The organism is Corynebacterium meitnerae (assembly GCF_027570075.1).
Taxonomy (GTDB): Bacteria; Actinomycetota; Actinomycetes; order Mycobacteriales; family Mycobacteriaceae; genus Corynebacterium; species Corynebacterium meitnerae.
Map to the genome: position 1 here is coordinate 64,909 of NZ_JAKMUS010000010.1, position 23,130 is coordinate 88,038.

At 62.3% G+C, this 23,130-nt stretch carries 18 protein-coding genes and 1 riboswitch; of the genes, 9 read left to right on the forward strand and 9 right to left on the reverse strand.

The window, feature by feature from the left end; translation table 11 throughout:
• The first annotated feature begins 2 nt into the window (after positions 1-2).
• Positions 3-689, forward strand: a complete 687-nt coding sequence (locus L8U60_RS07400) for a methionine ABC transporter permease (RefSeq protein WP_269965723.1) — start codon at positions 3-5, stop codon at positions 687-689.
• A 288-nt stretch (positions 690-977) separates the two neighbouring features.
• Here L8U60_RS07400 and L8U60_RS07405 read toward each other — a convergent pair whose 3' ends face one another.
• The gene (locus L8U60_RS07405) at positions 978-2,435 is read right to left on the reverse strand and encodes a PucR family transcriptional regulator (RefSeq protein ID WP_269965724.1); all 1,458 of its coding nucleotides are present in this window, start codon (positions 2,433-2,435) and stop codon (positions 978-980) included.
• A gap of 124 nt (positions 2,436-2,559) precedes the next feature.
• Here L8U60_RS07405 and gabT point away from each other — a divergent pair, with 124 nt between their 5' ends.
• The 5 genes from gabT to L8U60_RS07430 are packed head-to-tail and all read left to right on the forward strand — an operon-like array spanning position 2,560 to position 9,089.
• Positions 2,560-3,870 (forward strand): 4-aminobutyrate--2-oxoglutarate transaminase, encoded by a 1,311-nt coding sequence (gene gabT, locus L8U60_RS07410; RefSeq protein ID WP_269965725.1) that lies wholly within the window; start codon positions 2,560-2,562, stop codon positions 3,868-3,870.
• Between the two features lie 52 nt (positions 3,871-3,922).
• The gene (locus tag L8U60_RS07415; protein WP_269965726.1) at positions 3,923-5,380 is read left to right on the forward strand and encodes an NAD-dependent succinate-semialdehyde dehydrogenase; all 1,458 of its coding nucleotides are present in this window, start codon (positions 3,923-3,925) and stop codon (positions 5,378-5,380) included.
• 38 nt (positions 5,381-5,418) lie between these two features.
• Positions 5,419-6,654 carry a YkvI family membrane protein gene (locus L8U60_RS07420; RefSeq protein ID WP_269965727.1) on the forward strand — a complete coding sequence of 412 codons (1,236 nt, stop codon included), beginning with the start codon at positions 5,419-5,421 and terminating at the stop codon, positions 6,652-6,654.
• A 15-nt stretch (positions 6,655-6,669) separates the two neighbouring features.
• Positions 6,670-7,845 carry a CaiB/BaiF CoA transferase family protein gene (locus tag L8U60_RS07425; protein WP_269965728.1) on the forward strand — a complete coding sequence of 392 codons (1,176 nt, stop codon included), beginning with the start codon at positions 6,670-6,672 and terminating at the stop codon, positions 7,843-7,845.
• Between the two features lie 29 nt (positions 7,846-7,874).
• Positions 7,875-9,089, forward strand: a complete 1,215-nt coding sequence (locus L8U60_RS07430) for an acyl-CoA dehydrogenase family protein (RefSeq protein WP_269965729.1) — start codon at positions 7,875-7,877, stop codon at positions 9,087-9,089.
• 319 nt (positions 9,090-9,408) lie between these two features.
• Here L8U60_RS07430 and metE read toward each other — a convergent pair whose 3' ends face one another.
• Entirely contained in the window at positions 9,409-11,655 is a 2,247-nt protein-coding gene (gene metE / locus L8U60_RS07435) for a 5-methyltetrahydropteroyltriglutamate--homocysteine S-methyltransferase (RefSeq protein WP_269965730.1), read from the reverse strand.
• Between the two features lie 17 nt (positions 11,656-11,672).
• The gene (locus L8U60_RS07440) at positions 11,673-12,632 is read right to left on the reverse strand and encodes a methylenetetrahydrofolate reductase (protein WP_269965731.1); all 960 of its coding nucleotides are present in this window, start codon (positions 12,630-12,632) and stop codon (positions 11,673-11,675) included.
• A gap of 275 nt (positions 12,633-12,907) precedes the next feature.
• Here L8U60_RS07440 and L8U60_RS07445 point away from each other — a divergent pair, with 275 nt between their 5' ends.
• Complete coding sequence (locus L8U60_RS07445; RefSeq protein WP_269965732.1) at positions 12,908-13,435, forward strand: hypothetical protein; 528 nt, start codon at positions 12,908-12,910, stop codon at positions 13,433-13,435.
• A gap of 15 nt (positions 13,436-13,450) precedes the next feature.
• Here L8U60_RS07445 and L8U60_RS07450 read toward each other — a convergent pair whose 3' ends face one another.
• On the reverse strand, positions 13,451-14,011 hold the full coding sequence (locus tag L8U60_RS07450) for a TetR/AcrR family transcriptional regulator (protein WP_269965733.1): 561 nt from the start codon (positions 14,009-14,011) through the stop codon (positions 13,451-13,453).
• A gap of 105 nt (positions 14,012-14,116) precedes the next feature.
• Here L8U60_RS07450 and L8U60_RS07455 point away from each other — a divergent pair, with 105 nt between their 5' ends.
• A complete protein-coding gene (locus L8U60_RS07455) occupies positions 14,117-14,818 on the forward strand; it encodes a P-loop NTPase family protein (RefSeq protein WP_269965734.1) in 702 nt (233 codons plus the stop codon).
• The gene (locus tag L8U60_RS07460) at positions 14,815-16,692 is read left to right on the forward strand and encodes a YhgE/Pip family protein (RefSeq protein WP_269965735.1); all 1,878 of its coding nucleotides are present in this window, start codon (positions 14,815-14,817) and stop codon (positions 16,690-16,692) included. The genes L8U60_RS07455 and L8U60_RS07460 overlap by 4 nt, the downstream gene beginning before the upstream one ends.
• Here the strand turns inward: L8U60_RS07460 and L8U60_RS07465 are convergent.
• The 5 genes from L8U60_RS07465 to L8U60_RS07485 all read right to left on the reverse strand — a co-directional run bounded on the left by L8U60_RS07465 (position 16,689) and on the right by L8U60_RS07485 (position 22,760).
• Positions 16,689-17,384 (reverse strand): ABC transporter ATP-binding protein, encoded by a 696-nt coding sequence (locus L8U60_RS07465; protein ID WP_269965736.1) that lies wholly within the window; start codon positions 17,382-17,384, stop codon positions 16,689-16,691. The genes L8U60_RS07460 and L8U60_RS07465 overlap by 4 nt on opposite strands.
• A complete protein-coding gene (locus L8U60_RS07470) occupies positions 17,377-18,162 on the reverse strand; it encodes an ABC transporter permease (protein WP_269965737.1) in 786 nt (261 codons plus the stop codon). The genes L8U60_RS07465 and L8U60_RS07470 overlap by 8 nt, the downstream gene beginning before the upstream one ends.
• Positions 18,143-19,180, reverse strand: coding sequence for an ABC transporter substrate-binding protein (locus L8U60_RS07475; protein WP_269965738.1), 1,038 nt, complete (start codon positions 19,178-19,180; stop codon positions 18,143-18,145). The genes L8U60_RS07470 and L8U60_RS07475 overlap by 20 nt, the downstream gene beginning before the upstream one ends.
• A gap of 55 nt (positions 19,181-19,235) precedes the next feature.
• Positions 19,236-19,338, reverse strand: a riboswitch (TPP riboswitch).
• 210 nt (positions 19,339-19,548) lie between these two features.
• Complete coding sequence (locus L8U60_RS07480; protein WP_269965739.1) at positions 19,549-20,856, reverse strand: alpha/beta hydrolase family protein; 1,308 nt, start codon at positions 20,854-20,856, stop codon at positions 19,549-19,551.
• A 173-nt stretch (positions 20,857-21,029) separates the two neighbouring features.
• Positions 21,030-22,760, reverse strand: coding sequence for an ATP-binding protein (locus L8U60_RS07485; RefSeq protein WP_269965740.1), 1,731 nt, complete (start codon positions 22,758-22,760; stop codon positions 21,030-21,032).
• Between the last annotated feature and the right edge of the window lie 370 nt (positions 22,761-23,130).

The following is a 23,130-nucleotide window of genomic DNA, read 5'->3' on the forward strand; positions in this document are numbered from 1 at the left end:
AGATGAACCAGCTCAATTCGTGGTGGCGCGACACCACCGGATCCCGCGTCACGCCTGAGATGTACGTCGACTCCTTCGGCGAAACGCTGTACATGGTGGGCACCTCCCTCTTCATCGGCGCGCTGCTGGGCATTCCGCTCGCGCTCGCGCTGGTGATCACCCGGCCCGGTGGCCTCAAACCCAACCGGGTGATCTACGGAGTGCTCAACGTGATGGTGAACATCATCCGCTCCCTGCCGTTCATCATCCTGCTCGTTGCCATCACCCCGTTCACGCGCGTCATCGCTGGTACCGCCATTGGCACCACTGCCGCTTTGGTGCCGCTGACCTTGTACATTGCCCCGTTCATCGCCCGGCTTATCGAGCAATCCCTCCTCGAAGTCAACCCCGGCATCACCGAAGCCGCGGACTCCATGGGAGCCACCCTCTTCCAAACCATCCGCTACTTCCTGCTTCCGGAGGCCAAGTCCTCCATCATCCTGGCCATCACCACCGCCACCATCGGGCTCATCTCCGCCACCGCAATGGCCGGCACCATCGGCGGCGGCGGTGTCGGTGACCTGGCCATCTCCTACGGCTACCAGCAGTTCGACTCGATTGCGATGCTCCTGACCGTGGTCATCCTGATCATCATCGTTCAGGCCATCCAGTCACTGGGCAACACCCTCGCGCGGCGGGCGCGGGCGTAGGGTTCCGGGTCGGTTCGCGCCCGGGTTCTGGGCCCGGGTTCTGGGCCCGGGTTCTGGGCCGGCTCCTCGCCCGGGTTCGAGATATCTGACCACGCGCGAAAACCCTGTTTCCTGAAATGCCAGGTCACGGGGTTTTCGCGATTCTGGGGTGCGGGCGGGGTGTCAGATTTCTCGGATAGGCCCTCTGGGGCGCTTAGGTGCGGTTTGACTATCGTGACGCGCGCGGCGCAAAACCGCAGGTCGCGGGAAGGTGCGATAGTCAAACCGGCCCACCTGGCAACACGAGCGCTACCCATCAAACGCCGTCATGGCCAAGTAGGCCTCCGAGAAATGAGCGGGGTTGTCCAGGCTGATCTCGCATAGGTTCTGGATTTTCTCGATACGGGTGCGCACCGTGTGACGGTGCACGCCCAGGGCGTCAGCGGTGTTGGCCAGCTGAGCGCTGTGGCGGAGGTAAACGCCGAGGGTTTTCTCCAGGTCAGTGCCGTGGGCGGCATCGTGGCTGGCCAGGCGGCCAAAGATTTCCTCGCGGCGGGCAGCTAGGGCTTGGGTCACTGCGGGTTCGTGGAGCCACGGCAGGGTGGAGTCATTGGTGTAGGAAACATCCCCCGGTCGGAGGGTGCGGGTACGGGCTTCGAGCTGATCCACGTGTTCTGGGGTAAGGCCTGCCAATACGACGGGGCTACCGGCGGCGATGCGGACTCGGCTGGCATGTTCACCGAGGTCATCGAGCACATTGCGGACGATCACCTCGGGGCGAACAACCAGAAGGAATGCTGTTTCAGTCAAGTGCAGGGCATGGAGGAGTTGATCACGTTTGTGGGCTTGCCGGTCGAGGGTCTCTAGGACGGTGTTCATTGCACGCCGGGATTGCGTGGCAATGACGATGGGGCGGACAAAGCCGTCTACATCAACTGGGGCATCCACGGTGTCGGCGTAGATCGCTTCATCGCCTTTGATTCCCAGTTGGAGGCGTAGCGCAAAGGAATTGAGCTGGTTGTGGGCCCGCCGGAGTTGGGTGGGCCGCGACAGCAACGTGGCGGCGAGACCGGCGTAGTGGCGGATGAGTGACCGGTCTTCGCCCGTGATCACGCGGGTGGAGATGACATCAACGGTGTAGGGCCGTTGGGTGTCCGAGCTGATTTTGTAGGAACTGGAGTAGGTCTTCTTCATCGCGTTGAAGCGTCGGGACACCTGTTCGGCGACCACTCGCCCATTGGGGTCGGAGATGGCCACGCGGGCTTCAAGAGCTTCGGCCACCTCGTTGGTCACCGCCTTAATGTCACCCGAAATTGCTGTTCGCGTGAGGTTTTCCTGTGATCGCAGAAGCTGTTGCTGGGCATAAGCGCGCTGTTGTTGCTCCGCGGTGGAACGGCGTTGCTGCTCCTCGTAAACAGCGCTGATGATGCGGGAGAACGGAACAGGGCGGGACACTTCGTACAGCCCGAGATTATGTGCACGGGCAGCATCAAGGACCTGTTGCGGAATCTCGTCGTAGACGTCACTGATGCCAAAGCCGATGGCCACGGCCCCTTGCCCAGCGAGGTGCTGGATGTACGTGGGAAGGTCCCCGGCACGCTCACGGAAAGCAGCGCCGACGGTGAGGACGAAAGATTCTGGCTGAATGAAGTGCTCGGGCGCTTCTAGCTCATTGACCTGCACGACGGAGAACGATGCGGTGGGGGCGGGCAGGATTTCCGTGACTCCAAGACCACTATTTTCGGTAAGAAAACTAAAAGGGAACATTCCACAATCTCCACACTGTACAAACTAGGTCATCTTTTTCGCCATATCGTATATGACACGGATCACCTTTGAGCCCACATACTGGTTCGACAACACAACGTCCTCAGTACAAGAAGGAGTGATCATGCAAGACCTCACCTACCGCCTTCCGCAGAAGCGCACCATCACCAGCGCCCCCACGGATGGGGAAAACGCTCGACTGGATGCGCGTCGCGGGGAAGCCGTCGCCCGCGCGTTGGCGCCTGGCCTTCCGCGTTACATCGTGGATGGCGATGGCGGGGTGCTTATCGACGTCGACGGGAACTCCCTCATCGACTTCGCCTCCGGCATCGCCGTGACCTCCGTGGGCGTATCCAACCCTCGCGTGACCGCAGCTATCACTGAGGCGGCGAAGAAGTTCACCCACACATGCTTCCTGGTCACGGGCTACGAAGGGTTCATCGAGGTGAGCGAGAAGCTCAACGAGCTGACCCCGGGCAACTTCAAGAAGAAGACGGCACTGTTTAACTCCGGCGCTGAAGCCGTGGAGAACGCGGTGAAGATCGCCCGCGCCTACACGGGCAAGTTCGCGGTGGCCACCTTTGATAACGCCTACCACGGCCGCACCAACTTCACGCTGGCCATGACGGCGAAGAACAAGCCGTACAAGACCGGCTTCGGCCCGTTCGCCTCCGATGTTCACCGTCTGCCCATGTCCTACCCGCTGCGTGATGGGCTCTCTGGCCAGGAGGCAGCGGACCGGGCGATTCGTGTGCTCGAAGGCCAGATTGGTGTGGAGAACCTGGCCTGCGTGGTCATGGAAACGATCCAGGGTGAGGGCGGTTTCATTGAGCCAGCGGAGGGCTTTATGCCGGCTATCGCGAAGTGGTGCCGCGAGAACAACGTGGTCTTCGTGGCCGATGAGATCCAGGCGGGCGTGGCCCGCACCGGCGACATGTTCGCCTGCAACCACGAGGGCGTGGAGCCGGACCTGATCACCTCGGCGAAGGCACTGGCAGCGGGTATGCCACTGTCCGCTGTGACCGGTCGCGCGGAGATCATGGACGCACCGGGACCCGGCGCGCTGGGCGGCACCTACGCCGGCAACCCGCTGGCCTGTGCAGCAGCGATGGCTGTGTTCGAGGAGATCGAGGAGAACGACCTGTGTGGCCGTGCCCGTGAGATCGAATCCATCATTCGCACCCATCTGGAGCCGCTGCTCTCCCACGACGAGGTGAAGGAGGTGCGTGGCCGTGGCGCGATGATCGCGATCGAGCTGGATACGGCGGAGCGCACCGCGGCTGTGGCCAATGCCTGCAAGGAGCAGGGCGTAATCACCCTGACTTGTGGTGTTGATGGCAATGTCATCCGTCTTCTCCCACCGCTGGTCATCCCGGAGGCACTGCTGAACGAGGGATTGGAGATCCTCGTCGGTGCTATCAAGGACAGCCTCTAAAACCCGCTGGGACACAGGCTGACACAGGCTGACACAGAAGGAGTTGAAGAACATGACACTGACCAAAGATCAGCAGCTGCCAGGCGACTTGCCGCTGGATCCGCGTGTGGATGCCTCGGTTGCTCGTGACTCATTCACGGTGGTGAATCCGGCGACGGAGGAGGGGATTGCGGAAGTCGTCGATACGCAATCCGATGATTGGCTGGATGCGCTGACGCGTGCCGTTGACGCGCAGGACGAGTACAGCCCCTTCACGCCGCGCCAGCGCGCTGACATTTTGCGTGCGATCTACGAGGAGATCATGGCGCGCCAAGAGGATTTTGCGCGGACGATGACCATGGAAATGGGCAAGCCGCTGGTGGAGGCGCGTGGTGAAACGGCGAACACGGCGGACTATTTCCGCTGGTTCGGCGAAGAAGCGGTACGGATTCCGGGACGCTACGCGCAGTCGCCGGCCGGTGCGGGTGACATCGTGGTCACGCGCACACCGGTCGGTCCGGTGCTGGCCATTACCCCGTGGAACTTCCCGCTCGCGATGGGTGCCCGCAAGATCGCTCCCGCGATCGCCGCGGGCTGCCCGGTGCTGGTGAAGCCCGCCGCGGAGACCCCGCTGTCCATGCTGCTGTTGGGCCAGGTCATCTGGGATGTGCTGGAGCGTTTTAGCGCCCCGCGCGACCTCCTCCACATCCTGCCCACCACCCAGGCTGGTGAACTCTCTGAAACCCTGATGGCGGATCCGCGCCTGCGCAAGATCACCTTCACTGGCTCGACCGCCGTGGGCAAGATCCTCATGCGCCAATCCGCGGAGAACCTGCAGCGCGCGTCGATGGAGCTTGGTGGCAACGCCCCCTTTGTGGTGGCGGAGGACGCAGACCTGGAGCTCGCGCTCAGCTGCGCGATGCAGGCGAAGATGCGCAATGGCGGCGAGGTGTGCGTGGCAGCCAACCGCTTCCTCGTGCACGAGGCGATTGCCGGTGAGTTCACCGAGCGCCTGACCGAGAAGATGAACAAGGTGGTCATGGGCAACGGCCTGGAAGAGGGCACGACCTTGGGCCCCATGATCACCGCGGCGCAGCGTGACCGCATCCATGCGCTGGTCACCGAGACCGTGGAGGCCGGCGCCACCGTCCACCGTGGCGGCGAGGTGCCGGAGCAGACCGGGTACTTCTACCCGCCGACCGTGCTCAGCGGCATCCCCGCGGGCGCGCGCATCCTGCGCGAGGAGATTTTCGGCCCGGTCGCCACCGTGAGCACCTTCAGCACCCTGGATGAGGCGATTGAGAAAGCCAACGACACCGAATTCGGACTGGCCGCCTACGCCTTCTCCGAGAACGCGCACACCTGTCAGCGCTTTGCCAAGGAACTCGCCGCCGGAATGGTGGGCATCAACCGCGGCATGATCACCGATATTGCCGCCCCGTTTGGTGGCATCAAGCAGTCCGGCTTCGGGCGCGAAGGGGGTATCGAAGGCATCGAGGAATACCTGGACATCCGCTACATCGGCTCCTAACCCCTACTCACCACCAACCCACAGAAAGGGCTACACCCATGAAACTCAGAGTGTTTGAGATTGCCATGGCCTTCGTCGGCGTTCTGGTCGGCGCCAGCTTTGCCTCCGGCCGCGAATCCCTCCAGTACTTCGTTGCTTTTGGCAACTGGGGGCTGCTCGGCGCATTCATCACCTCCCTCGCATTGACGCTCACCGGCTTTGCCATGCTGCAGCTGGGTAGCTACCACCGCGCGAAGGAACACACCAGTGTGTTTGACGCTATCTCTGGGCCGATCGTGTCCAAGATGCTCGATGTCGCCACCCTGGTGTGTCTGTTCTGCATCGGGTTCGCCATGTTCGCTGGCGCGGGCGCGAACCTGAACCAGCAGTTCGGTTGGCCGGTCTGGGTCGGCGCGACGATTATGCTCGTGCTGGTTCTGCTCACGGGCCTGCTCAACGTGGACAAGGTGACGGTGGCGATTGGTGCGCTTACGCCGCTGATCATCGTCATGATCGCCATTGCCACCGTGTGGACCATCGCCACCGCGGAGCCGGACTTTTCCACCCTGCACGAACAGGCCACCCAGATTCCTACCACCCTTCCTAACTGGTGGGTGGCGGCGATTAACAGTATTGGCCTGCAGATCATCGTGGGTGTGTCCATGGCTATCGTCATCGGCGGCAACCTCTTCGACCCGCGTGAAGCGGGCTGGGGTGGCCTGGCCGGCGGCGCGTGCTTCCTGCTCCTGCTGGCCATGCTGGTCACCTCGCTGTACCTCAGCGTGGACACCGTCCAGGACAATGAGATGCCCACGCAGGCCATGATCACCTCAATCAACCCAACGCTCGGCCTGGTCATGACGTTTGCTATCTACGGCATGATCTACAACACCGCGATCGGCATGTTCTACGCCTTTGGCAAGCGCCTGGCCCGCAACAAGCCGAAGAAGTTCTACCCCATCTACGTGGTCACCGTGCTGATTGGTTTTGTGCTCAGCTTCATCGGCTTCAGCAACCTCATCGGTTGGGTCTACCCGATCTTGGGCTACATGGGCCTGCTCATCATGGTCATCATCGGCTGGGCGTGGTGGACGCACCGCCACGAGCTGAAGAAGGAGATCTCCCTGCGCCGCGAAGCACGCCGGCTCATGTTCTGGCACGGCAGCACCGCGGCTGTACCGGATTCCCAGTGGAAGATGCTGCAGGACTCTGCTCGCCGCTCCAACATCGACGACGAGGAATTCATCGAGGAATTGGAGCAAGTCACCGAAGCTGCACGAAACAGCAAGAACTAGCGAAAGGCACGACACATGGCATTGCAACAACCACAGGGCGGCCCGCTCCAGGGCATCGTTGTGGCGGATTTCTCCCGCGTGCTCGCCGGGCCCTACGCAACGATGTTGCTCGCGGACCTCGGCGCCACCGTAATCAAGGTCGAAGGCCCGACCGGCGATGACACCCGCCAGTGGGTGCCGCCGAAGCGCGGGGAAACAGGCACCTACTACCTGTCCATCAACCGCAACAAGAACTCCATCAAGCTCGACCTCAAGGATCCGAAAGACCTGGAAACGGCGTACGCGATCATTGACCGGGCGGACGTGCTCATCGATAACTTCCGGGTGGGCAGTTTGGATAAGTTTGGGCTGGATCCGGAGAGCGTCGAAAAGCGATGGCCTGATGTGATCCACGCGAAGATCACGGGCTTCGGCTCGCGCGCTGGCTCGCAGCTTCCGGGCTATGACATGCTCATTCAGGCATCGAGTGGGTTCATGTCCATGACGGGCTCACCCGACGGCCCGCCGCAAAAAGCGGGTTATGCATTTATCGACGTCCTCACCGGCCTCCACACCACCGTCGGCATCCTCGCCTCCCTCATGCGACGTGAACGCTTCGGCGGGGGCGGCGAGACGATCCGCACGAACCTCCTGTCTGCGGCACTGTCGTCGATGGTCAACATGAGCTCCGCCGCCGTGGCATCCGACGCAGAGATGACCCGCACGGGCAACGACCACCCGTCGATCTTCCCGTACGGCCCCTTCCCCGCCAAGGACCGCGAGCTGGTCATCTGCGTGGGCAACAACAAGCAGTTCGCGGTCTTCGTCGAGGGCCTCGGCGCGCCTGAGCTTATCGACGACCCCCGGTTTGCCACCAACGAACACCGCAACGCCAACCGCGAGGAACTGCGCCCGATCCTCCACGACCTGCTCGCCGCGAAGAACGCTGACGAATGGATCGACCTCTTCCGCGCAAAGGGCCTGCCCATCGCACCGATCCTCACCGTGCGCGAAGCCGTCCACTTTGCGGACGAACTGGAGCTGGAACCCGTGGTGACAATCTCCACCAAGGACGGCACCGACGAGATCCCCTTCGTATCCAACCCACTGGACATGAGCTCCGGCGCCATCCAATACACCAAGGCAGCACCTGGCCTCGACGAAGACCGGGACGACGTCCTGGACTGGATTGCCAACACCCCCGCCAAATAACCCCCTCTTTCAAGAAAGGACCCATCACCATGACTTTTGCAACCGACCTGCTCAATTTCGACAGCCTGCTGTCCCCCGACGAGATCGCATGGCGTGATAGCGTCCGCGACTTCGTCGAAAGCGAAATCAAGCCCCACGTTGGCCAGTGGTACGAAGACGCACACGTCCCCTTCGAACTGATCCCCCGCTTTGCTGAGAAGGGCATGATCGGTGCCCACCTCTCCGGCTACGGCTGCCCCGGCCGCTCCGCCGTGGACTACGGCCTGGCCATGCTTGAGGTCGAAGCCGCCGACTCCGGCCTGCGCACCATCTTCTCTGTCCTCGGCTCCCTGGCCATGACCTCCATCCACCTCCACGGCACTGAGGAACAGAAGAACAAGTACCTGCCCAAGATGGCCGCCGCGGAACTGCTCGGCGCTTTTGGTCTGACCGAACCCACTGCTGGTTCCGACCCCGCCTCCATGACCACCCGCGCCACATACAAGCCCGGCGAAGGCTGGGTCCTCAACGGTGAGAAGCGCTGGATCGGCCTGTCCCACTACGCCGACCTGACCATCGTGTGGGCCAAGGTTTCCACCGCTGACCTCGCCGCCGCTGGCCTGGATGGTATTCCGGAGGGCCGCGAGGAAACGGTTGCTGGATTCATCGTGGAGAAGGGCACCCCGGGCTTCAACCCGCAGCAGATCGACAAGAAACTCTCCATGCGCGTATCCACCCAGGCGCACATCTACCTGGAGAACGCCCTGGTTGGCGAGGACAAGATCCTCGCCGGCCGCTTCGGCTTGAAGGCGCCGCTCATGTGCCTCAACGAGGCGCGCTACGGCATCGGCTGGGGTGTTCTCGGTGCCGCGCGTGACTCCATCGAATGCGCACTGGCCTACGCCCAGGAGCGCACCCAGTTTGGCAAGCCGCTTGCCGGCTTCCAGCTCACCCAGAAGAAGCTGGTGGACATGGCCATCGGTTTGAACCAGGGCTACCTGCTGGCCCTCCACGTTGGCCGTCAGAAGGATGCCGGCACCCTGGACATCTCTCAGATCTCCGTGGCCAAGCTGCAGAACACCCGCGTTGCCATTGAGATCGCCCGTGAAGCCCGCACCATCCTTGGCGGCAACGGCATCCAGCACGACTACTCCCCCATCCGCCACTCTGCAAACCTCGAGTCCGTGCGCACCTACGAAGGCACCGATGAGATGCACACGCTCATCCTCGGCCAGAAGATGACCGGCCTGAGCGCCTTCGCGTAAGGGTTCTGGGCCGGGTTCTGGGCCGGCTCCTCGCCCGGGTTCGAGATATCTGACCACGCGCGAAAACCCCGTTTCCTGAAATGCCAGGTGACGGGGTTTTCGCGATTCTGGGGTGCGGGCGGGGTGTCAGATTTCTCGGATAGGCCCTCTGGGGCGCTTAGGTGCGGTTTGACTATCGTGACGCGCGCGGCGCAAAACCGCAGGTCGCGGATCGCGGGAAGGTGCGATAGTCAAACCGGGTAGTCAAACCGGCCCATGAACACCAACGCCCCGGCAGCCAGAAAGGCTGACCGGGGCGCGGGGGCTTAAGGCTTAAGGCTTAGAGCCCAGCCACGACCTCGTCGCGAGCAGCGACCATGTTGACCAGGGACGGCTCGACCTCGGCGTAGCCGCGGGTCTTCAGGCCACAGTCCGGGTTGACCCAGAGGCGGTCAGCTGGGACGTTGACCAGGGCGGCCTTGATCAGCTCGACCATCTCCTCCTTGGACGGGACGCGCGGGGAGTGGATGTCCCACACGCCGGGGCCGATTTCGGAGTGGAAGGTCTCGTCGATGTCCTCAAGCAGCTCCATCTTGGAACGTGCGGCCTCGATGGAGGTGACGTCAGCGTCCAGGCCGGCAACAGCGTCGATGATCTGGCCGAACTCGGAGTAGCAGAGGTGGGTGTGGATCTGGGTGGTCGGCTCAGCCTGCAACGAGACGAGACGGAAGGCACGCACTGCCCAGTCGAGGTAGGACGGGCGGTCCTCGGCGCGCAGCGGGAGGAGTTCGCGGAGTGCCGGCTCGTCGATCTGGATGACCTTGATGCCGGCCTTCTCCAGGTCAGCGACCTCGTCAGCCAGGGCCACACCGATCTGGTCGGCGGAAACGGACAGCGGGACGTCGTCGCGCTTGAAGGACCAGGCCAGGATGGTCACCGGGCCGGTGAGCATGCCCTTGACCGGCTTGTCGGACAGGGACTGCGCGTAGGCGGACCACTCGGTGGTCATGGCCTCCGGGCGGGAGACGTCGCCAACAACGATTGGCGGACGGGTGCAGCGGGAGCCGTAGGACTGGACCCAGCCGTTTTCGGTGACGACGAAGCCGTCGAGAAGCTCAGCGAAGTACTGGACCATGTCGTTGCGCTCCGGCTCGCCGTGAACCAGAACGTCGAGGCCCAGGCGCTCCTGCAGCTCGATGACGTTCTTGACTTCCTGCTTGAGGGCCTCGTTGTACTGCTCGTCGTTGAGCTCGCCGGCGCGGTGGTCGGCGCGGGCCTTGCGGATCTCGTTGGTCTGCGGGAAGGAACCGATCGTGGTGGTCGGCAGAAGCGGCAGGCCAAGAGCCTTCTGTGCTTCCTGGCGCTCGGCGAACTCCGGCTGGCGCTGGACCTGGCCAGCAGGCAGGGCATCAACGCGCTCAACAACGGCAGCGTTGTGGATGCGGGTGGACTCAGCGCGGGTACGTGCGGCGCGGTCGGAGCGGCCGAAGGCCTCCGGTGCCTCGGACTCGCCAGCGACGAGGGCCTTGATCTCCTCGATCTTCTCGTCAGCAAACGACAGCCACGGTGCGACCTCGACCGGGATGTTCTTCTCGGCGTTGAGGGTGTGCGGCACGTGCTGCAGGGAGGTGGAGGTGGACACGGAGGTAGCGCCGATCTTGTTCAGCACCTCAACCTTGTCGCGGAGATTGGCGGCCCAGACGTTGCGGCCGTCGATAAGACCAGCGACGAGGGTGGTCTCCTTGCCTTCAAAAGCAGCGGCGACGCGGGCCGGGTAGTCAGCGTCAGCGTCGAGGGTCCACGGGGACAGGTCAACGTGGACAGCGTCCGGGGCGACAGCGGCCAGGGCGTCGAGGCCCTTGCGTGCAGAACCGTACGGGGTGGTCACGTAGACCTTCGGGCGGTTCTCCGCGCCCAAAAGGCGGGACCATGCCTGCTCGGTGTACTTAGCCAGGTCAGCGTCCGGGGTGGACAGGTCAGCGACCAGTGCCGGCTCCGCAACCTGGATCCACTCAACGCCGGCTTCCTTCAGCGCGGCGAAGACGGTGGCGTAAGCGTCTACCAGGGAGTCCAGCAGGGACCACTCGACCGGCTTGGACAGGGCGAGCAGGGTGACCGGGCCGACGAGGGCCGGGCGAACCTTGTGGCCAGCCTCCTGAGCCTCAGCAACCAGGCGAAGCACACGCTCCGGCGCCGGCGTAATAGCCTGACCAGCCTCAACCTCCGGTACGAGGTAGTGGTAGTTGGTGTCGAACCACTTGGTCATCTCCAGCGGCACGCGGGTGTCGTTGCCGCGGGCCAGCGCAAATTCCTCGTCGAGGTCGGTGCCACCGGCGATCAGGCCGACGGTCAGGCCGGTCTCGAGGACCTGGTCGTAGTAGGCGACGTCAGCCGGGATGGCGTAGTCCTCGGTCAGGCCGAGGTCGCGCAGGTGGTTGTAGGTGTCAATGCGCAGGGCGCGGGTGGTGGTGCGGAAGGTCTCCGCGTCAATACGCCCAGCCCAGTAGGACTCGAGTGCGCGCTTGAGTTCGCGGTTAGCGCCGATGCGAGGGTAGCCCTCGATGGTGGCCTTGGGGAAAGTGGTCACGTTAACTCCTTTAATTCCTAGTTTTTGGGTTCTATGCCGAGCCGTGACAGCAGGTCTTGTGTCACTGCGAGGTTGTTGTGGGTGTAGATGTGGAGGCCGCCTACGCCGGCGTCGAGAAGCTTTGCGGCGAGTTCGACGGTGAGCTCCATGCCTGCCTCGTATTCGTCTTCAGCGTTTTCTAGCTTTTCGACGACCCGTTGCGGCACCTCAATCCCCGACAGCACGCCCATGCGCTGAGCCCTTTTTAGGCTAGTCATAGGCATGATGCCGGGGATCAGGGGGATTCTTACTCCCGCCATCCGGGATTGCTCGGCGAAGCGGAGGTAGTCCTCTGCCTCGAAGAAGAGCTGGGTGATGGCGAAGTCCGCGCCGAGACGCTGCTTGGACAGCAGAACGTCCAGGTCCAGGTCCGGGGTGGCGGACTCAGCGTGGCCGGAGGGGTAGCACGCCACGGAGAGGGCGAGCTTGCCGGCGGCCAGGCGGTACGCGTTTTCATCCTCGATCTCCTGGATGAGGGTGAGCAGCTGGGTGGCGTACTGCAGGTAGCCATCGGGCAGGCGGGTTTCGCCTTCCGGCAGGTCCCCGCGCAGGGCGAGGAAACCGCGCACGCCGGAGTTGATCAGGCGGCGGATCCAGTCCGCGAGCTCCTCCTCGGTGCCTGCGGTGCAGGCGAGGTGAGCGATGGTGCGCAGGTTGGTCTGCTCGTTGAGGCGAGCGATGAAGTCAGCGGTGCCCTCCAGCCAGCCGGAGCGGTGGGAGCTGGTCACGGCGACGTAGTCCGGCTCGTAGGCGTTGAGGCCGGCGATGAGGTCGTTGAGTTTCGCCTCGTCGGCGTCATGCCGCGGCGGGATGAGCTCGAAGCTCAGTGCCGTGCCGGAACGGCGGGTGCGCTCGGTGGGCAACGTTTCTGCTGCTTCGTCGAGGGGGTCTAATGGCGCGGATGCAGACAGCCTCGACGAGAAATGTCCTTCAGTCAACGAAGGAGTCCTTTCGGCTCGTCGATGAGTAAATAAATTCTGGCTGGGCTCAGCGCGTGAATGTTTGTGAATCTAGTGTGACGGGTTTAAACCGGCCAAGAGGACCCCCTCTCCCCCGCCCTATTGGTGCAGTTCAGTGGCGATTCTGTGATGAATATTAATCGCGGATTGCGCGCAAAAATGAACCGCTCGGTCCACTTTTTACGACAGCACTGTGCCATGCATTTTTGGTTAGGGTGGAATGCATACAAATCACTGAAAGGTAAAAACTCCACATGAACCTCCGCACCATCGGTATGGCGTACAAGGCAGCATCCCTCCTCTACGGCCGCTACCGCGACATGAATGATGAGCAGCAGCGTGACGTCTACGAGGCGATGCGCGCCCTGGCCCGCCCCGCCAGTGTGAATGAGAAGGGTGAGCCTTTCGACGTTGCCCGTCTCCAGGCCGGCGAGCTGACCCGCGTAGCGCATGACCGCCTGGACGCTCGCCGCGCGGAATTCCGCCAGGCGCAGCTGGAGAAGGAAGCGAAGAAGGCGGCGGCCAAGCTGGATAAGAAGGCTGGGAAGGCTGGGAAGGCGAAGAGGAAGAAGGGCGGCACCGTACGCAAGCTGGGCTTGCTCGCCGGTATCGCAGGTGCTGTCTGGTACTTCTTCTTCCGCGACACGGCTCCGAAGCCGACTACGTCTGTGCGCGTGACCACCTCCGACACTTACAAGGGTCCGCTGGGTGAGGAGATGACGTCCTTGGACACCCTCGCGGATGATCAGCGGGCAGGCACGCAGCCCCGCGACAACATGTAGCTAGCCAACATCTAGCTAGTTCCCGCTGCGCCACGCGGTGAGTAGGCGTCCCATCAGGCGGTTCTGCACGTCGGGGTGCTCCTCCCCGAGTTTGCCGCCGAGGGGGCGGGTAACCACGAAGACTTCCTCGGCGAATTCCAGCGGAGCGAGGTCGCGCGGTACTAAACCGGCGGGAACGGCGAGGTCGAGGACCGACTGGAAGGCCTCGATCATTTCTGCCCGCTTGGCCGCGAGTTCGGGGTTTTTACCAAGGTCCTCCGACGCGATGGCCTCTATCAACGGACACGAACCCACATCAAGCAACTTCCACACAAACCCGTCCCATTGCGCGCGGGGGTCGGTGTGGAAGTTTTCTTTGAGGTCCTCGATAAGCAATCGGATGTCGTCGAGCATCTGAATTCCGCACGCCACTTTGAGGTGCCGGCGAGTAGGAAAATTCCTGTATAGGGTGGCAATGCCCACCCCGGCGCGGTCCGCGATGGATTCCAAGGTGACGGTGGTGGAGGGGTGGGTGCGGAAGAGGGTGCAGGCGGCGTCGATAAGCTTCTCGCGCCTCAACACTGCATCCGCTCGCATCATTTCCGCCTTGACTTAGAAAAACTCGTGGTGAATCATATCTGGAGTACAACTGATAGTCTATCCTCCACTTAGACCGAGGACGAATTCACGGGGGCACATACAGTGGAACCCATTTTTAACGTGACGGACCTTGTTGTCCGCAAAGGCGACGACCCGCTGACCTTTGACATCGGCGAGGGCCTGACCCTGCTGATCACGGAGCGCGAGTCAGGCTCATCGACGCTGTGCATGACCTTGGCGGGGCGCTACAAGCAATTCGGCGGCACGATTGCGCTCAGCGGGACTAACACCACGCCGCGGCAGCGCTTCAAGCGCGTGGCCATGGCTGGCTTGACCATGCTCGACGGCCTCGAGCGCCAGGTAGATACCCGCCATATCCTGCGGGAACAGATCGCGTGGAGCCAGCCCTTCTTCAAGCTCATCCCGCGCGATGTGCTGGCACACCCGAACGTGGAGCCGTGGTTGGAGGTGCTCAACCTGACGGACCTGGATGTCTCCCTTGACGTGGGCGACCTCACCGTCGAGGACCGCTTCCGCCTCCGCGTGCTGCTGGCGCTCGTCTCACGGCCGGATGCGGATGCGCTTGTGATCGACGATATTGATCAGATCCGCAGCCTCCGCCTGCGCTCGGTGATCCTCGATGACCTGGTAGAACTGTCCAAGCACCTGCCCGTGGTGGTCAACTCTGTCAACGATGATCCGGGCAACCACGCGGATGCGATTGTGGATCTGCGGCACACTGTGGAGACCTCAAAGGCCTCGGAGCCCTCCGAGGCCTCCAAGGAAGAGCAGGTGAACGCATGATTTCCGGTCTGAATGTAGGCACACACTTCCGCAAACTGCTCAACGGTGTGTTGCCACCCTTGGCGCTCGTTGCCATCACGTTGCTACCGCTGCTGTTCGGCGGCTTGTTCGTGTGGAGTTACTGGGATCCGCTGGGCAACCTGAACAAGATCCCGGTGGCGCTGGTCAACTCGGATGAGGGCGCGGAAGGCCCCGATGGGGAGACGGTGCGCGCGGGTGATCAGGTGGCAGAGGAGCTGCTCAAGGTTGAGCCGATGAACTTCGTGGAAGTCTCCGCGCAGGATGCCATCGAGGGCATTGGCAATGGCACGTACTACCTGGGCGTGGAGATTCCCAAGGACTTCTCCGCCGCCGCGGTGAGTGTGAACTCGGATGACCCCCATCCGGCGAAGATCAATGTCACGCTGAATAACACCAACGGCTTCATCCCCACGATGCTGGGTAACCAGGTCACGCGTGTGATGACGTCGGTGATCAGTGGCACCGTGGGTGAGCAGATCACGCGCCAGATGTTCATGGGCTTCAACACCATCGGCGAGGGCATGGACCAAGCCGGCGAGGGCGCGAACCAGCTGCATGATGGCACGACCAAGGCCCGAGATGGCGGCCAGCGCCTCGACGAAGGCGCCAACAAGCTCAATGACGGCGTGCACAGCGCGATGGAGAAGGTGCCGGAGCTCGTCGACGGTGCCACTCAGCTCGACGATGGGGCGCACAGGCTTAATAGCGGAGCCGCCCAGCTCAACGACGGCCTCGGCCAAGCCTCCGCTGGTGCCGACGAACTCGCTGACGGTCTGAGCCGCCTGCGTGATGGCGTGAACCAGGCCGCTGGTGTACTCGCACCGGTGAACATCCCACAGCTGAAGCAAGGGACTCCGGCGGAGTTCATCGGTGGTGTCAACGCCGCTGCCGACGGTGCCCGCGAGCTGTCCAACGCACTGCACCTGCTTCACAACGGCTCCGGTGAACTCCTCGCCGGCACCGCCGAACTCAGTGACGGCACCAGCCGCCTCGTCGTGGGTGTGCGCACCTTGTCCGATGGTTCCAATGTCCTCGCGGACGGCACCCAGCAGCTCGCCGCCGGCATGGATGAGCTGAACAACGGCCTCATCCAACTGGACGATGGCTCCGGCGAACTGGCCTTCAAACTCAACGAAGGCGCAGCCGAAGTCCCCCGCTTCGAAGGCAAGAAGCTGGACTCTGCCTCATCGGTGGCAGGCTCCCCCGTCCGGCTGGAAAACACCGGCGATGAAGTCTCCCTGTTCGGTGTGGGCCTGTCCCCCTTCTTCCTGTCCCTGTCCCTGTGGTTCGGCGGGCTCATCATGTTCATGGTGTTCAACCCGATTTCCCGGCGCGCCATTGACTCCGGTGTCAGCCCCTTCCGCGTGGTGCTGGGGTCCTGGATCCCGGCCGCCATCGTGGGTGTGATTCAGGCCTTCCACCTGTGGTGGATGCAAAACCTGGTCCTCGGCGTTAATGCGGAGCACCCGGTGCAGATGTTCTTTGCGCTGGCGTACGTGGCCATCATCTTCGTCACGGCGATCTTGGCTATCTACGCCATCTTCGGTCCGTCCACAGGCCGTCTGATCACCATGATCCTCATGTCACTGCAGCTCGTGGCGTCCAACGGCCTGTACCCGCCGGAGGTCCAACCCGAGTTCATCCAGTGGGTCCACTCGTGGGATCCGATGCGGTTCTCCGTGGACCTCATGCGCCACGTCCTCTTCGGTACCGCACCCGGTGACCATCGCGTCACCGTGGCGCTCATCGTGCTCACCGCGGTGGGTGTGGCGTCCTTCCTCATCGCGATGGCGGGATTCTGGAAGGAGCGCGTCGTGGTGGACAAGCACATCCACCCCGAGCTGGAGGTCTAGCGCTCGTGGAGCAGCTCCAGCAGGTGCAGCTCCAATTCAGTGCTTGCTTGCTTATCGACGTCCACAATCTCCCTCACCACCGCCGGCCTCGGCCCGAGCACCACGACGCGGTCTGACAACGTCACTGCTTCGCGCACGTCATGGGTGATCAGCAGGGCCGTCCAGTCATGGTCCGCCCACATGGCTTTGAGCCAGTTTTGGAGGTCGGTGCGGGTGAGGGAGTCGAGGGCGCCGAAGGGTTCGTCGAGAAGCAAAGTGCTTTTCCCCTGCACAACGGTGCGTAAGAGTGCTGCGCGTTGGCGCATGCCGCCGGAGAGTTCAAACGGCAGCGCGTCCTCGAAGCCGTCGAGCCCGAACTGCGGGAACAATTCGCGTGCGCGTGCGCGGGCTTCCTTCTTGGGAGTGCCTTGGACCTCGAGGCCGAGTGCCGTGTTGTCCAGGATGGTGCGCCACGGAAACAGCAGGTCTTTTTGCGGCATGTATGCCGTGGTGCCGCCCACCGTCGCGCGGCCGCTGGTAGGCGTGTCCAGGCCCGCGATGATGTTGAACAGCGTTGATTTGCCCGCGCCCGATGGGCCGATGATGGACACGAACTCGCCGGGCTCAACGCTGAAAGACACGTCCTTGAGTACCGTGAGCTGCCCGAATGACTTGCTTACGTGTTCAAGGTGGACCACTGGTGTGTTAGCCATGTGCTTTCCGCTCCTTGATGTGCCACGGGATGACCGCGCGCTCGATGAGGTAAGTGGACAGGTAGAGGGCGATGCTCAGCGCCGCGGTGACCACCACCGCTGCCAGAACGAGGTCCGTGCGGAAGGCGTTCTTCTGCACGCTCATGTAGATGCCCAGGCCCTGCTTCGCACCGACGTACTCGGCGAAGATCGCGCCCGTCACCGCGTACGTGATGCCGATGCGCAGCGCCGTGAAGAACGCCGGCATCGCCTGCGGCAGGCGCACCATCCGGAACTGTTGCCAGCGGCTGGCGCCCATGCTGCGGAGCAGACGCGTGGCGTCACGGTCCGTGCGGTCAAAGGCCTCGATGAGGCCGATGGCTACCGGGAAGAACGTCACCAGGGCCACCACCAGCATCTTCGGCACGATGCCAAAGCCAAACCAGATGATGATCAAGGGCGCAATAGCAATCACCGGCACGGTCTGCGAGGCCACGAGCAGAGGCTGCAACCCCTTCCGCAGAGTCGGTGAGAAATCCGACGCAATGGCCAGCACCCACGCGCACACCATCGACAGTGCGAAACCCACCGCGGTGACCTGCAGCGTTGCCGCCGCGTGCCCCGCGATCACCTCCCGTTGCTGCCACCCGGCGCGGGCGACGTGGGTGGGGGCGGGGAGGATGCGGGGAGAGACGCCCATAAGCTTCACCGCGAGCTCCCACACGGCAACCGCAATGAGGATGAAAGCGGTGGGGATAGCGACGGTGCCTTTTGGCGCCCTACTGCGTGATGTACTCATTGGTGAAGTACGTGTTCCAGTCCGGCTCCTCCGTCAGCTCCTTGCCGGTTTCGTCCTTGAGCAGGCCCTGCTCCTGCAAGAATCGGCCGAGCTCCGCCCAGTGCGTTTCGGTCTGGCCGCCGAACTTGCCGTTCTCGTCGAGCATGAAGCCCTCCACAAGCATCCGCTGGGAGCGCTGCAGGAAATCCAGGTCCTCCAGCAAGTCGCTGTTTTCCTTCTGCAGGATCTCCGCCGCCGCGTCCGGATCCTCGATTGCGTCCTCATAGCCGCGCTGCAGTGCCTGCACGAAGCTCTTCGCCTGCTCCGGGTTCTTGTCCATCCAGGTCTCATTCCCCACGATGACCACCTGGTACGCATCCGGGAAACCGTAGTCGGTGTACTTGAAGTTCTTCAGGTGCACGCCGCGGTCTTCTGCCTCGATGCCCTCCCATGCCACGTACGGCACGGTGAAGTCCACATCCCCCGAGTACAGCGCCTCATACGCGCTGGTGCCCAGGACGACCGTGTCGAATTCGCCCTTGCCGCCGGCTGCCTGCACCACGCCGCGCATGGTGGCTTCCTCCGCCGAGTTGGCAAAACCACCGAACGTCAGGCCGTCCAGGTCCTTCGGGCTCTTAATCTCCTCACGGTCAGCGAGCACACTCACCTCGGTGGCCCACGTCTGCTCCACCGCCAGCACGGAGCGCAGGTCCGCGCCCGCCGCCTTCGCAATCGTCGCCGTGTCCTGGAAGCTCACACCGAACTCCGCCTGACCAGCATCAACCATGAGGTCCGGGTTGGAATCGTTGTACGGCAGCACCTCCACATCAAGGCCCGCCTCTGCGAAGTAGCCCTTGTTCAACGCCACGTACAGGCCCGTGTGGTTTGTGTTCGGCGTCCAGTCCAGCGCGATGCGGACCTTGCCGTTTTGGTTGTCACTGCCCTCGCCGCTGCCGCTGCCGTCGGCCGCGCAGGCCGCCAGCATCATCGTGGCACCCACCGCCGCAATCGTCGCGGTGATTCTCTTGAAAAAGCTCATTGCTTCTCTCGCCTTCGTTCAAGGCGGAAGCAGCCTTAGGGCACGCCTGCGTATACGCGTGTCCCCGCGACCATCCCTCCGCCAGCACTAACTGGATCAGGTTCGACGGGTGTAATCTCAGCCGACGCTTCTGCGCGCCGGCACCCCGTGTCACGTGCTTTAAAGTTATACCAGCGTTTGCTCAGGTGAGTGTGAGGTTGGCTTGCAAAGTGCAATGAATGAACTGCAATAAACGAACTCAAATAAACCAGGTCGCGGCTCGCCAGCTAGGCAGCTGCCCGCGAATCCACCTGGTTCATTGCACTTCATTCATTGCAGTTGGTGTTTGGGGGCCTGCGCAGACGATGCCGGCCCCCTACAGGCGCAAGCTAGGACAGGATCTCCCGCAGGAACGGCACCGTATCCACCGTGGACATGTTCACCGTCCCGCCGTGATCCGCCGGGTACCACCGGACCACGACCTTCTGGTTCTGGGGCGAACCAATGAATTGGCGCAGCCACATCTCCGAGTTCAGAATGAGCCCAATCGGGGTGGGCACATCCTGGTCCTGCAGGCCATGGCCAAGGAAGACCGGCTTGTCATAACCAGCAACAGGGGTGCCCATGAGATCGCGCGTGGCCTGTTCCAGACCGGGGACGCTGCGCAGTGGCTTGGAGAAGGCCCGCGCCAAGTTCGTCCCCGCCGCCGCGTCCCGGACTTCCTGGAAACAGCTCTTCTTCGCCTCGGCGAGCATCCGCTTGCCGTCCTCCGTCAGCGCCGAATTCACATCCACGTGCGGGTACGCCTCCTGCACCGCGGCCAGGATGTACAGCCCGTAGGTGCTCAGCGCCGCCGGCAGCGGCACCGGCGGGAAGGTGGGCCCACCAGCGATGATGATCTCCTCCACGTACGCCGGCGCGCCCGTTGCCACCGCCCCGCGGTAGTCCAAGCCCAGCTGCTGGCTGCGCGGCGTCGCGCGGTGCGCCACATGCAGTGCCACTCCCCCGCCCTGCGACTGCCCAATCACGGCCCACCGCTTAGCCAACACGGACCCACCCGGCCCCTGTGTGCCCGCCATCGCGTGCGCCGCCGCCACAGAATCCACCACGTTCGCCGCCGCGACCTTGCCGTTCAGGTAACTGTGCAGCCCCGGCGAATCCAGCCCAACATAATCCGTGGCCACGATCGCGTACCCCTCGTCGAGCCAACGGTTGAGGTACTCCGCATCACGCGCCGATCGTGCGTTTATCGACGGCGCACACTCATCCCCCAACCCCACCGTCCCATGCGCCCACGCCAGCACCGGCCAACCACCCTCGGGTTTCTCCCCCTTGGGCAAGAACACTGCTCCGGTACTCGTCGCTGGTTTCCCGTGCTGATCCACCGTCGTGTACGCCACCCGGAACTGCTTCGCTGCGCTGCTCAGCCCCACCCGCGGGTCCAGGGGCACCTCCGCCAGGACAGTGCCCGGCTCACCACTCGGCGCCACCGCCGGCAAACCACTGCGGAACACCGGCACCTCGCGTGGTGCCACATCCCGCATCGGCTGCCCCGTCTTCACCGAGGACATCGGCGTCAGGTCCGCCACCGACCCAAACGGCGTCGCGTCCGCCTGTGGCACCTGCCCTGCCAGGCCCATGACCCCGAGGCCAACACTCAATCCGACCGCAGCAACCGTCGATAAGCATTTGCGCATATGTCCACCCTCCTAGATTTTGTGCACGAAACTTTCCTTCTTTGTACCCAAAACCCGGCGCGCGCGAGGCCACTTTGCGCAACCCAGCCCCAAACTGAGAATCAAAGTGCGAAACTGCGAATACTTTTCACACTTTCATTCGCACTTTCATCCAAAGTGAGAATTCCGCTGGTCTAAGTCCGGCTATACACAGTTGCTTTACGCCCCTGACCACCCAACATGACAACATGGTCTTCAGCGAGGAGAGGCTCAAGCGCATACCGCACTTGTGCTGGCGAGAAACCCGTCCTCGACTGCACGTCTTTCAGAGTTACAAACTCGCCTGGGCCAATCGCTGCGTAAACTGCCGGCACATTCTTGCCCAAAGCAACCAAGAAATGCTGGTCCACGCTGGCATGGTCTGGCCGATATGTAATCTCCTTCCGCTCTCCTGGCACTGAGTAGATGCCGTCCTCTAGCTCCACAACACCGCAATCAATGAGCCTGTCAAGGATCCTCTTACACTTCCGCTCCCCCAACGGTGTGTACAACTGCACGATGTGCGACAACGTCGCTCCACCCCCGCTCCGCAGGTTGATCAGTATGTCCTCTTCCGTTGGAGTGAACTGTTGCTTGGCTTCTTGTTTCAGATCTGAAAGCCACTGATTATCTGCCTCGGTGAAGCGTGAGCCACGCGGAAACAACACTTTGAAGCTAACACCGTTATCAATGAACCGAGGCTTCGGCAGACCAGCTTCTCGGGTGGCCGTGAGAATCTCTTGGATTCCGCCACCTTCACCTTCAATCACTCGTTCACCCTCAGCTGTACGCAAGTAACGGGCTATCTCGTACAGCCGCTTGTTCACCGGCGCTTTGGTCAGTCCCGGGCTTTCCAGCTGAGATGCAGACAGACCGCGAAGACCCCCCGGACTGACCACCACGAGCATCTTCTCCGTGATCCGGACCTCAACTTTCTTTCCCACCTCCACGGAAGGCCCCAAGTCGCGGTGAACCAGAGCATTAGCAAGAACCTCACGGATTGCCGTCGGTGGGAACTCCGGCTCATCCACCAGGTGACCACTGTCGGTGTACCTACTCACGGTGTCTGAATTCTGGCGGATCCACTCCATGATCTCCACCAACATCACTGGCAGCGGCCCCTCAATTTCTTTGAGGTTCTTATGCCTGCCAACTCCATCCCCGCGAGACAACCTCACTGCAACAGTCGCACCGAGAGCAGGTTCCACTGATTGCGGTAGGTAACCAAGCGCATACAATCCTCCAAGCCGAATGTCGCCCTGATTATCAGTGACATTGGTGACTTGGAGCAGCTGTGCATCATCATCGATCTTGGCCACGCGCGAGCGGGACTCCCGCACAGATTTGATGAACCCTTTAAGCACCTGCGGATCAAGCACGCCAGTGTCAGTTCCCGGTACCGATTGAAAGTCGGAGAGTATCTGCTGGCTCTCTGTGAGCGCTGAAAGTTCCAACATCCTGATGTCGTTGGAGTTCATTTCATAATCTCCATCTGCTTGACGGAGAAATGCCTTGTTGCGAAAAGTCGCTGGCTTTTCCGACGGCAGCAGCGGCGTTACTTCCACCACCACAATCTTTTTGTCGTCGACGACATGGTGCGAGAACACGAGTTGCGGTGCCGGCGATACGGAGGAACGGTTTACTGACGTGATGGCCTTCTCCATCTCCGCTGGATTCTGCACCCCAGTGATGGCAAAGCCTTGGCGTTCATTGACACCAAGAATGATCACGCCTGCCTGTGGCATATTCGCGAATGCGCACAATGTCTCCCCGATACCCTCAGGTACTCCTCCTGCGGCGGTTTTGCATTCCACCAGCGTTGTGTCATCCCCGAAAGCGCGGAGTTCCGCGAGCGTTTCCACAACTCGCACATCAGTCCAACTCATGTTTCTGAGTCTATTACATATTTAGCACTTTGTCTACCAGCTCTTTCATACTTTAAAGTCCATACTGCGAATCAAAGTTTGAAAGATGATTAGCACTTTGATAGTCTCGTTCAGAGTTTCGTTCACAGTTTGGTCTATCCCGGAGTTGTGAAATCTCAATGCTCTTAACGCTTTGAACAGGATGCGCGCTACGCTCCCACGAAATCAATGATCATCAGCCCGACGACGAAGCCAACGACGGTGAGCCCCACGGCCACCATGAGTGGACTCTGTGCCACACCGATCACGGTCGGGTTTGCTGGGTAAGACGGAAGCGACGGGAAGCGGCAGGACTACATACTTCCGGAAGTTGGTAGCACGTCCTGGGAAA

Coding starts and splice junctions, on each gene's coding strand:
- gabT (WP_269965725.1), top strand. CDS start 2,560: ATGCAAGACCTCACCTACCGCCTTCCGCAGAAGCGCACCATCACCAGC.
- L8U60_RS07415 (WP_269965726.1), top strand. CDS start 3,923: ATGACACTGACCAAAGATCAGCAGCTGCCAGGCGACTTGCCGCTGGAT.
- L8U60_RS07430 (WP_269965729.1), top strand. CDS start 7,875: ATGACTTTTGCAACCGACCTGCTCAATTTCGACAGCCTGCTGTCCCCC.
- L8U60_RS07480 (WP_269965739.1), bottom strand. CDS start 20,856: ATGCGCAAATGCTTATCGACGGTTGCTGCGGTCGGATTGAGTGTTGGC.
- L8U60_RS07445 (WP_269965732.1), top strand. CDS start 12,908: ATGAACCTCCGCACCATCGGTATGGCGTACAAGGCAGCATCCCTCCTC.
- L8U60_RS07420 (WP_269965727.1), top strand. CDS start 5,419: ATGAAACTCAGAGTGTTTGAGATTGCCATGGCCTTCGTCGGCGTTCTG.
- L8U60_RS07400 (WP_269965723.1), top strand. CDS start 3: ATGAACCAGCTCAATTCGTGGTGGCGCGACACCACCGGATCCCGCGTC.
- L8U60_RS07450 (WP_269965733.1), bottom strand. CDS start 14,011: ATGCGAGCGGATGCAGTGTTGAGGCGCGAGAAGCTTATCGACGCCGCC.
- L8U60_RS07465 (WP_269965736.1), bottom strand. CDS start 17,384: ATGGCTAACACACCAGTGGTCCACCTTGAACACGTAAGCAAGTCATTC.
- L8U60_RS07485 (WP_269965740.1), bottom strand. CDS start 22,760: ATGAGTTGGACTGATGTGCGAGTTGTGGAAACGCTCGCGGAACTCCGC.
- L8U60_RS07475 (WP_269965738.1), bottom strand. CDS start 19,180: ATGAGCTTTTTCAAGAGAATCACCGCGACGATTGCGGCGGTGGGTGCC.
- L8U60_RS07470 (WP_269965737.1), bottom strand. CDS start 18,162: ATGAGTACATCACGCAGTAGGGCGCCAAAAGGCACCGTCGCTATCCCC.
- L8U60_RS07405 (WP_269965724.1), bottom strand. CDS start 2,435: ATGTTCCCTTTTAGTTTTCTTACCGAAAATAGTGGTCTTGGAGTCACG.
- L8U60_RS07425 (WP_269965728.1), top strand. CDS start 6,670: ATGGCATTGCAACAACCACAGGGCGGCCCGCTCCAGGGCATCGTTGTG.
- L8U60_RS07460 (WP_269965735.1), top strand. CDS start 14,815: ATGATTTCCGGTCTGAATGTAGGCACACACTTCCGCAAACTGCTCAAC.